We start from the raw sequence: 12,927 nt of genomic DNA, 5'->3' as shown, positions 1-12,927 counted from the left end.
TGGTGTGCGGGAAGATGAAGGGTAAGGGAAGCTGTACGGACGGTGAGGAGATATTTAGGGGTAATGATGCGGAGTGTCGGCCTTTTATGGGGTAGAAACCTGATCGAAAGGGAGGAGGTGGATAAAGAAAAAGGACGTGCACAGGCACGTCCTTTAGGGAGAGGGGTTATTCGCTCCAGCTGACCCAGCCCAGCATCCAAGTAAGGAGAATCAGACCACCGAATACGATGCGGTAGTAGGCAAAAGGAACATAGTTTTTACTGGAAACAAATTTCAGCAAAGCTTTTACTGCCAATAAACCGGCGATAAATGCTGCGATAAAACCGATGGCAATTTGTCCGACATCTTGCAAGGTAAAGAGTTTGTAGTTTTTTAAAATGTCGTAACCTGTTGCCGCAATCATCATCGGTACGGCAAGGAAGAAGGAGAATTCGGTAGCTGTTTTACGTTCCAGTCCCCACAACATACCGCCCATGATGGTACTGCCTGAACGTGATGTACCAGGGATAAGGGCGCAAATTTGGGCGCATCCTACAACAAATGCGTCAATTGGGCGCATATCATCAACATGGTTGACTTTAGGTTTGGCTGTTGTTTGGCGTTTTTCAACCCATAAAATGAAGAAGCCACCTAATACCAGCATGGTAGCAACGGTAATCGGGTTGAAAAGATGCAATTTAATTTGTTTACTGAATAAGAGGCCAACAATCGCAGCGGGGATGAATGCGATAAATAAATTCAGCACAAAGCGATTGGCTGTTCGCTCTTTACCTAGTCCTTTTATGATATGGGTAAATCGTTGGCGATATTCGAATACGACGGCTAATACGGCACCGAGCTGGATGGCAATTTCGAATACTTTACCGTTACTTTGGAAATTCATTAAGTCGCCAAATACAATCAAGTGACCGGTACTTGAAATAGGGAGGAACTCGGTTAAACCTTCGATAATACCGAGAATAAGTGCTTTAAATAAAATCAGAATGTCCATAAGTTTTCAGACGGCCTTGAGGCCGTCTTTCTTTTGTTGAATAGTTAAAGTGGTTTTGAGGATTGTTCGCGACGGGCTTTGACGATGAGGTCATCTATGGTTTTCATACCGACTTTCCAGTCGCCACCATTGAAATTAACTTTGTATTTACCACCGACAATGACAGTTGGTGTGTTTTCAATTCGATAAGTTTCCGTCAATTGCTGCATTTTTGCAGCAGCCGACGCGGCAGCAGGGCTATTGTAGGCTTGAAGCAGTTTTTTACTGTCAAAACTTGTCTGTTTACCAACCCATGATCGGAATACATTTGCATCAGCCAGGTTGATTTTTTGTTCGTAAACTGCTTTGAAGATGACTGGATTGGCTTGATATTTCAAATCTGAAAGATTGACGGCTGCGGCAACCTTGGCCAAGCCTAACATTTCAGGCATCCAAACGACGTGTTCTGTCCGCAAGGAAACATCTTTGGCAAAGGTTTTGCTGTGTTGCAACAAAACTGGATCGAGATGGTAACAATGGACGCAGAAGTAGCCGAAAAATTCTAGCACTTCAATTTTTCCAGCTTGTTGCTGCGGAATAGGGCGACTGAGGACAGTATAGTCCACGCCCTCGGTAGCAGCCTGCGCACTCAGACTGAGCAGGCTCAGGCTGAGTGCGGCAATGGTTTGTTTTATACGCTGCTTCATCAGTGATTCCATTATTTGGTAGAACGAATCAAGCTATTGATATTATGGCCTTGCAGGTTTTTTTGCAGTTTTACAGCGGCTTCCTGCGGCATGGTGTTACTTTGAACTCGGTAAATGGTTTTGTCGCCGTTTTGCGATTCAACCACTTTGGAAGAAACACCTAAAATAGCCAGTTTGGCACGTTGTGAGTCTGCGCTGGAGCGGTCTGCATATGAACCAAGTTGCAGGAAGGCTTTTTTACCGCTGTTGGCAGTCGCTTCGGCTTTTTCTGCTGACTGTTTACTGCTTTCTTTTGTTGCAGAGGCATTTGCGGCTTTACGTGCTTTTTCGATGCTGCCACTGTTGAGGATTTGCTCAGGTGTCGGCTTGTTTTGTTTTTTGGCTTCGGCTGCTTTTTTCTCAGCCAATTTGCGCTCGGCACGCTCTTTTTGTTTGTCGGTCAGTTGGTCGGCCGCTTTTTTATCTTTTGCAGTTTTATCAGTAGCTTCTTTTTCAGCTTTGGCTTTTTCTGCGCGTTTTTTCTCTAATTCGGCTTTTTTCTCGGACAGTTTTTTCTTGGCGGCTTCTTTTTCTGCTTCCGTTTTTGCGGCTTTTTCTTTGGCTTCACGTTCGGCTTTGTCGGCGGCGGCTTTTTCAGCTTTTTCTTTGGCTTCACGTTCGGCTTTATCGGTAGCGGCTTTCTCTGCTTTTTCTTTGGCTTCACGTTCTGCTTGTTCGGCTTTTTCCTGAGCTTCTTTTTCCGCTTGAGCTTTTTCTTCAGCTTCTTTGGCAGCCTTTTCAGCCTCTTCTTTAGCTTTGGCTTCTTTCTCAGCAGCTTCTTTTTCTGCTTTGGCTTTTTCTTCATCTGCTTGGGTAGATGAAGTGTCGGTGGTTGGGCGTTTCTCTGCTTTGTCCTGAGGTTTCAGGATTTCAGGTTCTTCGCTTTGTTTAGGCTGAGTCAGCTCTTTGAAAACGTTTTGGTTGCCTTGGTTCAAGAAGAACAAAATACCGGCAATAATACCTGTTGCCAGTATCAGGCCGAAAAAGAAACCGGCCAAGCCTTTGCCATATTGTGTAGATTTTTTCATGACTTACCTTGTAATAATGTGTTCAGACGGCCTGAAGGGAGACTGTCTGAGTTTGGATTCGATATTTTATCAATAACCGTTATGGACGGCAAAATCCTGATGCTTTGTTTACTCTAGTTTTACTTAAACATAAAGATTCAGGCCGTCTGAAAAGTTAAAGGGCGCGACGGAAGCCGATGGCTTTCATCACATGGGTTTTGCTGACTTCTTCGTCGCCTGCCAAATCGGCCAGCGTACGGGCGACGCGCATGATACGGTGGAAACTTCGGGCGGAAAGGGATAGTTTTTCAAGCATGGTTCCCAAGGCTTCTTGCGCTTCTTTTTGGATACGGGCTTTACCATCGAGCTCGCTGACACTCAGTTCGGCATTGACTTTGCCTTGTCGGTTGTATTGGATTTTGCGTGCGGCGGTAACGCGTTCCAATACGGTGGCACTGGATTCGCCTGCTTCTTGTTGCATCAACTCGGCAGCAGAAAGGCTGGGTACTTCGATGGTTAAGTCAATACGGTCGAGCAATGGCCCTGAAATTTTGTTGCGGTAGCGGGCAACGCTTTCAGGCGTGCAGCGGCAAGGTTTGGATGGATGACCAAGATAGCCGCAAGGGCAGGGGTTCATGGCAGCGACAAGTTGGAACTTGGCCGGATAAACTGCTTGGCGTGCGGCGCGGGAAATATGGATTTCGCCGTTTTCCAAAGGTTCGCGCAATACTTCTAATACTTTACGGTCAAACTCGGGCAATTCGTCTAAAAACAACACACCGTGGTGTGCCAATGAAATTTCGCCCGGACGCGGGTCTGAACCGCCACCCACCATAGCAGCCGAGCTAGCGCTGTGATGAGGACTGCGGAAAGGACGGTTGCTGTCAAGTTGCTGTTGATGGTTGGGCAGGAGCGAACGCAATGCCCATACTTCGACCAATTCGTCTTCGGTCAAAGGCGGAAGGATACCGGGCAAACGTTGCGAAAGCATGGATTTGCCTGTACCCGGCGGACCCATCATCAGCAGGCTGTGTCCGCCTGCCGCTGCGATTTCCAAAGCAAGGCGAGCGGTATGCTGGCCTTTAACATCAGCTAAATCAGGAATTTTACTTTGTTCAGACGGCCTTTGTGGCAGTTTGCATTCGGTTTGTGTCAACGGTTCGATGCCGTTTAAATGGGCGGCCACTTCGCCCAAAGAACGCGCTCCATAAACCGCGATACCGCGCATAACGGCAGCCTGTTCGGCATTTTCTTGCGGCAAGACGAATGAGCGGCCGGCCTGCATTCCCTGCCATGCCATGGCCAGTGCGCCGCGTACGGGACGCAGCAGTCCGGACAGCGCCAATTCTCCCGCAAACTCATATTGCGAGAGCTTTTCAGGATTGATTTGTCCCGATGCGGCAAGAATGCCTAAGGCAATCGGCAAATCGAAACGGCCGGATTCTTTTGGGAGGTCGGCCGGTGCGAGGTTGACGGTAATTTTCTTGGCGGGAAAGTCGAAGCCGCTTTGGATGATGGCGGCACGCACACGATCGCGGCTTTCTTTGACTTCAGTATCGGGCAAACCGACGATATTGAAATGTGGCAAGCCGTTGGCAAGGTGGGCTTCCACTTCGACCAACGGCGCATTCATGCCGCTTAAGGCGCGGCTGTAAACCAAAGCAAGCGACATGTTTCAGACGGCCTTATTCAGCAGCTTCAGTTTGTTGTTTGATTTCGGCAACAGCTTCTTCCGCAGCAGCTTCGGCCGCTTTTAAAGCAGCTTCTTCAGGCTCTTGAGCGGCTTCGAGTTTGGCCAAACGGGCTTCCAATTCAGCCAGTTTGGTACGGGTTTTAATCAAAACCTGTTGTTGGATGTCGAATTCTTCGCGGGTCACCAAATCCATGCGGTTGAACGCGCTGCCGAGCATGGCTTTAACGTTTTTTTCCATGTCTTTGGCAGGGCTGTTGGCGATGGTTTCGCTGATTTTGGAGCTGACTTCTTCAAAAAGTTGTTTGCCGAACATAATCCGTATCCTTTATTCAGAATGTATATAGAAATTCAAGTGGCTATTGTATAAGGAAAAAGGCCGTCTGAAAACGGGAATTTTGAGACGGCCTTTGCTTTCTATCGTAAATATTCCGTGTATTTTAACGTTCAACACGGGCTTCAAAAATAGGCATCAGCCACGCGCCGCCTGTGAAGCCTTTGCATGAACCGGTGGTGTGTTCCTCACTGCGGACAAACGTTTTACCGTCCCACACCGCTGCATTGCCAGACCAGCAGTCGCCGATCCCTCGGCCTTTGAAGCTGCCGCTAAGGGTGGCTGTTTTCTCATCGAATCCGCCGTGCCCGCCGTATGTCATTGGCGGCAGCACTTGTTCAATTTTGGTCAATTCTTTATCGGCAATGGCATAGTAGCCGCTGGTTTGATAAGCACCGCCGATACAGATGGCCGAAATCAAAACCTGACGATCGTTGAGCGGATGGACATACAGGCTGCGGTTCCAATCCATTTGCTCTTTATTGTGCAGGGCGTAACAGTAATTATCGTCGCCTTCGGAAACGCGGTTGCTGTCGCTCAAGAGCTTCATGACGGCGCTGTGGCGCGGTGTGCCTTGTTCCAGCATATCGCCCTCTTTTTTCGGCACGGCAACGGCGCGGATGACGGGTTTGGGCTGCGGACTGAGGACTGCCTGACTGCTGCCGCCTTTGCGAATCAGCGCGGAAGGCGTATTCAGACGACCTTGGAATTCGTCCGCTTTCAACATTGCCGCCGCCGCGCCTTTATCGGACAAGTGCCATTCATATTTTCCCGCGCGGATGCTGATTTTGCTTTCTTTTTTCAACGCTTCGAGCAAGGCGTTGGTTTGCGCGCTGCTCAATTTGCCTGTGCCTTTTTTGTTCAACGCCAATTTGCCCAGTGATTTGCCGTTCAGCATCACTTCGCTGCGGGCTGCCACGCGGGCGAATTGGCGGTCATCGTCGTTAAACGGCAGTAGGGAGACTTCGCCGGCAACGACGGCATTCGCCCCCGCTTTTCGGGTAAACAAGATGGAAACCGGCGTTTCTGTTTCGTCCGCCTGATAGCCGGCAAGACGGCAGGTGCCGGTATTGTCGCAAGTAATGTCCCAGTCTTTGTAATTTTGATAAAAGCCTTGAGGCGGAGCAGCCAGTGCGGTGGCAGGCAAAACAGCCAGCAGCCATTTTTTCATGATGTATTCTTTCAATTTTATTTATGTAGATTCACAAGGACAGCATAGCAATCCAAAATTTCGTTGCGCTGTTTTTGTGAAAATACGATGTGTCGTTCGTAAAAAGGTTTTTAATATTTAGATGTAAAAAGGCCGTCTGAAACTCCCGTTCAGACGACCTTTATTATTTTTTTACACGCCTGCGGCTGCTTTCAATGCGGCTGCTTTGTCGGTGCGCTCCCAAGTAAATTCAGGTTCCTCGCGGCCGAAGTGGCCGTAGGCGGCGGATTTGCTGTAAATCGGGCGCAGTAGGTCGAGCATTTGGACGATGCCTTTAGGGCGCAGGTCGAAATGTTCGCGAACCAGGGCGATCAGTTTTTCTTCGCTGATTTTGCCGGTGCCGAAAGTATCGATGGAAATCGAAGTCGGTTCGGCAACGCCGATGGCGTAGGAAACTTGGATTTGGCATTGGGTTGCCAAACCGGCGGCTACGATGTTTTTTGCAACATAGCGGCAGGCGTAAGCGGCGGAACGGTCCACTTTGGACGGGTCTTTGCCGGAGAATGCGCCGCCGCCGTGCGGAGCCGCACCGCCGTAGGTATCGACGATGATTTTACGGCCGGTCAAACCGCAGTCGCCTTGCGGGCCGCCGATAACGAAGCGGCCGGTCGGGTTGATCAGGTATTTGGTTTCGTCAGTCAGCAGTTCAGACGGCAAAACGGGCTTGATAATCTGCTCAATCACGGCTTTACTCAGTTCTTCATGGCTGATGGCAGGATCGTGCTGGGTAGATAGGACGACGGTGTCGATGCGTTTTACTTTGCCAGTTTCGCTGTCGTAAACCACGGTCAGTTGGGCTTTTGCATCAGGGCGCAGCCAAGGCAGGCGGCCGTCTTTGCGCAATTCGCTTTGGCGTTGCATCAGGCGGTGGCTGTAATAGATGGCAAACGGCATTAGGGTCGGGGTTTCGTCGCAGGCGTAGCCGAACATCAAACCTTGGTCGCCTGCGCCTTGGTTCAAGTCGATGCCTTCGCCTTCGTTCACACCTTGGGCGATGTCCGGAGATTGTTGGTCGTAGTACACGCCGACCGCGCAGCCGTTGGCATCAAAGCCCAGCTCGGAGGAGTTGTAGCCGATGCGTTTGATGGTTTCGCGTGCGACTTTGATGTAGTCCACTTGGGCAGTAGTGGTAATTTCGCCTGCCAATACGCACAAGCCTGTGTTAACCAAGGTTTCCGCGGCGACACGTGCTTTGGGGTCTTGCGCCAAGATGGCATCCAAAATCGCATCGGACACTTGGTCGGCAACTTTATCCGGATGGCCTTCGGATACCGATTCGGAAGTAAACAGATATTCGCTCATTGCTATTCTTTCATTAAAAACAGGCTGCTGTGTTTTCAGACGGCCTTTTATTTCGGACAGCGGAAATCATAACAAAAACTCCGCTTTTTCTCTATACAAGTGAGAAACATTCGCACTTGTCTGCTGTTTCGGAATCCTGTTGCGCGTTTCTTACAGGCAAAAAAATTCCCGCATTAAGCGGGTTTGGATTGCTCTGGCGAGCCACATCGGTTTTTCAACCGTCCACCTTACCTTTCCGTTTGAAAAGCAGGTTGGCATGGAATTCCCAACTCTTAATGCAGCGCGGATAGTAGCAGAAAAGCAGGTGTGCCGCAATATATTTGCCCGAAGTCTGTTTTGTTCAGACGGCTGTTTCGTTTACAATCTGTCCACTTCATTTTGGTAAAACCTTATGCAAACGCTTGTTACCTTTGTTTTTAAATTTTTGGCCGCTCTGCCTTTGGCTTGGTTGCACAAATTAGGCAATCTGCTGGGCAGTTTGGGTTTCTGCGTGCTGTCGAAAGATCGCCGGCGTGTTTTCGAAAACATGAAACTTGCCGGTTTGAACCCGACGGATGAGGCGGTGAAAAAAGTTTTCCGTGAAACGGCAAAAGGCGGCTTGGAATTGCCGGTGGCGTTTTTCAGACGGCCTGAGGAAATTGAAAACCTGTTTGTCAGCGTCAACGGGTGGGAACATGTTCAGACGGCCTTGAGCGCGGGCGAGGGTTTGCTGTTTATCACGCCGCACATCGGCAGCTATGATTTGGCCGGCCGCTACATCAGCCAGCAACTGCCGTTTCCGCTGACGGCGATGTACAAGCCGCCGAAAATCAAGGCATTTGATGCGGTGATGCAGGCAGGGCGCGTGCGCGGTAAAGGCAAGACTGCACCGACCAGCATTCAGGGCGTCAAACAAATCATCAAAGCGCTGCGCGGCGGCGAAGCGACCATTGTGTTGCCGGACCATGTACCGTCTCCGGAAGAAGGAGGCGACGGCGTGTGGGTGGACTTTTTCGGCAAACCTGCCTACACCATGACGTTGGCGGGTAAGCTGGCGCAAGTCAAAGGCGTGAAGGCTTTGTTTTTCTGCGGCGAGCGTCTGCCCGACGGTAAAGGCTTTGTCTTGCACATCGAGCCTTTGCGCGGCGAATTGAACGGCGATAAGGAGAACGACGCGCGCGTGATCAATGAAAATACCGAATATTGGATACGCCGTTTTCCGGAACAATATTTGTTTATGTACAACCGCTACAAACATCCCGAAGGCGCGCCTTTCCCGCCGGAAATATAGGCTTGCCGAATGTAAAAAACCTGCTTGGACTCAAGCAGGTTTTGTATTTGGTCGGAATGAGAGGATTCGAACCTCCGACCCCTTCGTCCCGAACGAAGTGCGCTACCGGGCTGCGCTACATTCCGAATGTGGGAAATTATAGGATAGGAGAAGCCGGTTTGTACAGGGGTCGATAAATAATTAATAATTGGCTGCCGATGGGTTTGTTTTAGGCCGTCTGAAGCGATGTGTTTCAGACGGCCTGTGTTTTTGTTTGCCGCTTCTGCTGAAGCATTTGTCCTAATGGCATTATAATGCGGGCAATTGTTTTTTAGATTGTCTGCTATGTTTTATCTTTATCAGTCTGACCGTTTGGAAGCGCTTGCCGAAATGTGCGCGCATATTCATCAGGCCTTGCCTTTGGATGCTGTATTGGCACAGGAAGAAGTGGTGGTGCAGAGCCAGGGGATGCGGCGTTATCTGAATGTGTTTTTCGCGCGCAAACTCGGCGTGGCGGCGAATTTGAAGTTCAGTCTGCCTGCCGGTTTGGCGTGGCAGCTGATGCGCAAATTGGTTCCCGATGTGCCGCCGCTCAGTCCGTTTTCGCCTGAAGTCATGCGCTGGCGTTTGCTGGATTTGTTCCGCAGCGAAGTGTTTCAGACGGCCCCGGAATACGAAAACGTACGCCTGAAGCTGGAAAGTTATTTGCACAGTTCGGCCTCGGCGGATTATCAGCTTGCCGGACAAATGGCCGATATTTTCGACCAATATTTGGTGTACCGGCCGGATTGGATTGATGCGTGGCAGGCCGGGAAGCTGCTGGGTTTGGGCGATGATGAGGATTGGCAGGCACGGCTGTGGCGTTATTTGGACGATGGCAGCCAATCGGCGCCGCACCGCGTGGCCTTGTGGGAAAAGTTGTTGGCGCAGTTGGATAAATCGGTCTTGCCGCAAAGGTTGTTCGTATTCGGCATTTCGACAATGGCGCCGATGTATCTGCAACTGCTGCACCAAATTTCCAAGCATTGCGATGTGTTTGTGTTTGCGCTCAACCCGAGCAGCCAATATTGGGGCGAGGTCATCGATGAGGCGCAGATTTTAAAAAGGGGCGATGAGGCGGATTTGTCGCAGGCAGGGCATCCGCTGTTGGCTTCTTTGGGCAAGCAGGGGCGCGATTTCTTTGATTTTCTGTCGGAAGTGGAAACCGAGCAGGATATTCAGGTTTATGAAGAGGGAAAAGACGATACCTTGTTGCATTGCCTGCAAAACGATATCCAAAACTTAATCATGCCGTCTGAACGCTTATACCAACAGGAAGAAAGCGAAGCAGGTGCGCAGCAGGCTCTGGTTCAGGTTCACGATGCGGATGGCAATCCAGTGTGTGTCGAGCCGGACGAGCTGCTGAATGACGGTTCCGTCAAAATCGTCGCAGCACACAGCCCTTTGCGCGAATTGCAGATTTTGAAAGAAGAGCTGTCGCTGGTGTTGCAAAAAAATCCCGACTGGCAGCCGCACGATATTGCCGTGTTGACGCCGAACATCGAGCCGTACAGCCCGTTCATCGAAGCTGTTTTTGGACAGGCGCAGGCAGGCAGCCAGGCTTTGCCGTATTCGATTTCGGATGTGAAGCTCAGCCGCCGTCAGCCGTTGCTGTATGCTTTGGCGCAAACTTTGGATTTGCTGGAAAGCCGGTTTGAAGTGGACAAGGTTTTGCCTTTGCTGGAAAGCCGGTTGGTGTTGCAACGCTTCGGTTTGAGCGAGGAAGATGTGCCGCTGCTGCATGAGACTGTTGCCGGATTGAATGTGCATTGGGGTTTGGACCAAACCATGCGCGAGGGTAAAGACAACCTCTTTACTTGGCAGCAGGCGGTAGAGCGTTTGGCCTTGGGCTGGATGCTGCCCGAAGGCGGCAACAGCATGTGGCAGGGCGTGAGCGCGTGGCATAGCAATGTCAACCAGTTGGACGTGCTCAGCGGTTTTGCCGAATTTATCCGTACTTTGGCCGATATGGCGGCGCAATGGCAAGAGCCTGCCAATGTGGAATGCTGGGTGCAACGTTGCCGCGATTTGCTGGAGAAACTGTTTGCTCCGGATATGGACGACCAATACGCCAAGCAGCAGTTTGAGCAGTCTTTGGCGAAATGGCTGGAAGAGGCGCAGCTGGCCGAATTTGACGGATTGTTGCCGTGTAAAACCGTTATCCGCCATATCCGCCGCTTTTTAGACAGCGAAAGCCAGGCCGGTTTTTTGAGTGGCGGCATTACTTTTTGCAGTATGGTGCCGATGCGCAGCCTGCCGTTTAAAATGGTTTGCCTGTTGGGTTTGAATGACGGCGATTTTCCGCGCAATACCAAAGCGGCGGTGTTCGACCTGATTGCCAAACATCCGAAAAAAGGCGACCGCGCCCGCCGCGACGACGACCGTTATCTATTCCTCGAAGCCTTAATCAGCGCGCGCGAAATGCTGTATTTGTCTTATATCGGCCGCGATATACGCAATGATGCCGAGTTTGCGCCGTCTTCGTTAATCAGCGAGCTACTGGATACCATTGCCGCCATGACGGGGAAAAGCGGGCGCGAGTTATCGGAGAAATGGGTGAAACATCATCCGTTGCAGGCGTTTTCGCGCCGTTATTTCCAAAAGGACGCGCTTTCAGACGGCCTCTTCAGTACGCGCCAAGATTACGCCGATGCGTTGAACCAACCACAAGCGGAAGCGCAGCCGTTTTTCCTTGAGGCTTTAAGTCAGGAGGAGCCGGGCAAAACCATTCATCAGGGCGAGCTTGTCAGTTTTTGGCGCAACCCTGTCAAAGTTTGGCTGAAGAGAAATTTAAGCTGGGATCAGCCGTATTTGGACGACGCATGGGAATCTGCCGAACCGTTTGAGCCGCAACATGAGGGCCGGATTGCCGATGCCTATTTGGATGCGCGGCGCACAGGGGAAGATTTTGAAGATACGGCCATTCGGCTGAATGCAGAAAGCCTGATGCCGGTGGGCGAGTTGGGCGGCTTGTGGCAGAAGCAGTATCAGATATCTGCGAAAAATGTGGATGCCGGGTTGATACGCAGTAACAAAAGGCCGTCTGAACCTTATGAAGAACACTTTGACGATTTGGTTTTACAAGGCACCATCGGCAATCTTTATGAATGCGGCCGCATTGTGTTCCAAAACCAAAAAGACAATGCGCCCAACCGTGTTGCCCGTTTATTGGAGCATTTGATTTTTTGCGCCGTCGCCCCTCAATCCGTTGAAAACCGACAAACCCATATTGTCAGCTTGGGGCAGACCGAAACCTATGCCGCCATCGGGCAAGAGGCGGCGAGGGCACTTTTGAAAGAATGGTTGGTATATTTCCGAATCGGACAAAATATCCCCTTGCCGTTTTTTGCCAAAACCAGCCTTGCTGCGGCGGAGGAGTACAGCAAGAAAGAAGATTGGGATGCTGCCTTGAGAAAATCCTATGATGTTTTTAACGGCAATAAAATGAACAAAGCTCAGAAAGAATATGCCGAAGTGAAGCTGGTGTTTGGCCATTCGGAAGAATCGCCTCTTGATGAGCCGCTATTTGAAAACCTCGTCGTCAATCTGCTTGTTCCGCTTTTGACTGGCGTGGCAGGGAAAACCGATACAACAGAACAGGAGTAAAGCATGGCTATTTATGCAGAATATTTGGATTTTGATACCGAAGAAGATAAATTGAAACAACAGCAGCTCTATCAGGTGACCGAGCTGTCGGCGCAAACGGTGGCGGCGGTTAAAAAGATCAGCCGTCCGCAAAACTGGCTGCTTGCCGCTGCGCCGTATTGCCCAGATTGCCGCGTGTTTGTGCCGTTTATTCAAAAAATGGCGGAGTTGAATCCCAATATCCGCGTCAACTATATTGCCCGCAACGATTTTGACGACAGCAGCCGTTTTGAGAATCCGCGCCAACAGGAAATCGTCCGCGCCAATCAAAAAATTCCTGCGCTGTTTTTGATGGGTCATGAAGAGGACGGGTCTGTGTTTAACGAGTTTCCGCAAGTGGTGTTAAACCAAATTGCGGCAGATGAAACCCGTCGCACAGAATTGCGCGATGCGTACCGTGCCGGCGAGTTTAATGCCAATATTGAGGCTCAGATTGTAGCGGCGTTGGCATGGGCAGACCAGCGTTGTTGACAGATATTGCTGGTGTGTACAGCCATGTTTTGAACTGCTTTGATATTTTGTTTCGTAATAAAAAGGCCGTCTGAAAAGATTTCAGACGGCCTTTTTTTAATGCTTAACGCTTTATCAAATCTCGATTTTATTCGGCGTAAAGGTTTGCCATTTATTGCAGGCTGGGCAGTGCCAGAAGAAGACTTGAGATTTGAAGTGGCAGTTGCGGCAGCGGTACATAACGCTTTTTTGCAGCTGGCGGCCGATAATGGAACGAATCATATC

At 50.3% G+C, this 12,927-nt stretch carries 10 protein-coding genes, 1 tRNA gene, 1 pseudogene and 1 riboswitch; of the genes and pseudogenes, 3 read left to right on the top strand and 9 right to left on the bottom strand.

The annotated features are described in order from the left end of the window. Positions 1 to 166: 166 nt before the first annotated feature. The 7 genes from ACTHSP_RS12350 to metK all read right to left on the bottom strand — a co-directional run bounded on the left by ACTHSP_RS12350 (position 167) and on the right by metK (position 7,259). Positions 167 to 991: an undecaprenyl-diphosphate phosphatase gene (locus tag ACTHSP_RS12350; RefSeq protein ID WP_128582924.1), complete on the bottom strand. Its 825-nt coding sequence runs from the start codon at positions 989 to 991 to the stop codon at positions 167 to 169. A 44-nt stretch (positions 992 to 1,035) separates the two neighbouring features. Continuing rightward, positions 1,036 to 1,677 carry a thiol:disulfide interchange protein DsbA/DsbL gene (locus ACTHSP_RS12345; protein WP_440346187.1) on the bottom strand — a complete coding sequence of 214 codons (642 nt, stop codon included), beginning with the start codon at positions 1,675 to 1,677 and terminating at the stop codon, positions 1,036 to 1,038. An 11-nt stretch (positions 1,678 to 1,688) separates the two neighbouring features. Further along, a complete protein-coding gene (locus ACTHSP_RS12340) occupies positions 1,689 to 2,744 on the bottom strand; it encodes an SPOR domain-containing protein (protein WP_314513059.1) in 1,056 nt (351 codons plus the stop codon). Positions 2,745 to 2,898: 154 nt separating this feature from the next. After that, positions 2,899 to 4,395, bottom strand: coding sequence for a YifB family Mg chelatase-like AAA ATPase (locus ACTHSP_RS12335; RefSeq protein WP_314513057.1), 1,497 nt, complete (start codon positions 4,393 to 4,395; stop codon positions 2,899 to 2,901). Positions 4,396 to 4,408: 13 nt separating this feature from the next. After that, positions 4,409 to 4,729 carry an accessory factor UbiK family protein gene (locus ACTHSP_RS12330; RefSeq protein ID WP_003684455.1) on the bottom strand — a complete coding sequence of 107 codons (321 nt, stop codon included), beginning with the start codon at positions 4,727 to 4,729 and terminating at the stop codon, positions 4,409 to 4,411. Positions 4,730 to 4,853: 124 nt separating this feature from the next. Beyond that, on the bottom strand, positions 4,854 to 5,918 hold the full coding sequence (locus ACTHSP_RS12325; RefSeq protein WP_314513055.1) for a DUF1176 domain-containing protein: 1,065 nt from the start codon (positions 5,916 to 5,918) through the stop codon (positions 4,854 to 4,856). 171 nt (positions 5,919 to 6,089) lie between these two features. Beyond that, positions 6,090 to 7,259, bottom strand: a complete 1,170-nt coding sequence (metK, locus tag ACTHSP_RS12320; protein WP_440346186.1) for a methionine adenosyltransferase — start codon at positions 7,257 to 7,259, stop codon at positions 6,090 to 6,092. A gap of 173 nt (positions 7,260 to 7,432) precedes the next feature. Continuing rightward, positions 7,433 to 7,543: riboswitch (SAM-I-IV-variant riboswitch) on the bottom strand. 107 nt (positions 7,544 to 7,650) lie between these two features. Between metK and ACTHSP_RS12315 the strand changes: the two genes are divergently transcribed. After that, a complete protein-coding gene (locus tag ACTHSP_RS12315) occupies positions 7,651 to 8,529 on the top strand; it encodes a lysophospholipid acyltransferase family protein (protein WP_440346185.1) in 879 nt (292 codons plus the stop codon). 48 nt (positions 8,530 to 8,577) lie between these two features. Here ACTHSP_RS12315 and ACTHSP_RS12310 read toward each other — a convergent pair. Then, positions 8,578 to 8,654: transfer RNA gene (locus ACTHSP_RS12310), tRNA-Pro, on the bottom strand. Positions 8,655 to 8,853: 199 nt separating this feature from the next. Between ACTHSP_RS12310 and recC the strand changes: the two genes are divergently transcribed. Continuing rightward, positions 8,854 to 12,153, top strand: coding sequence for an exodeoxyribonuclease V subunit gamma (gene recC, locus ACTHSP_RS12305; protein WP_440346188.1), 3,300 nt, complete (start codon positions 8,854 to 8,856; stop codon positions 12,151 to 12,153). 3 nt (positions 12,154 to 12,156) lie between these two features. Next, complete coding sequence (locus ACTHSP_RS12300) at positions 12,157 to 12,663, top strand: thioredoxin family protein (protein ID WP_440346184.1); 507 nt, start codon at positions 12,157 to 12,159, stop codon at positions 12,661 to 12,663. A gap of 114 nt (positions 12,664 to 12,777) precedes the next feature. On the opposite strand, the pseudogene ACTHSP_RS12295 reads toward ACTHSP_RS12300, so the two are convergent. Further along, positions 12,778 to 12,927 (bottom strand): annotated as a pseudogene (locus ACTHSP_RS12295) (lipopolysaccharide assembly protein LapB); the annotation flags it as partial.

The sequence above is a fragment of the Neisseria sp. P0001.S005 genome (assembly GCF_051963715.1).
The sequence above is the reverse complement of the archived record's forward strand: the minus strand, read 5'-3'. Positions and strand labels throughout refer to the sequence as shown.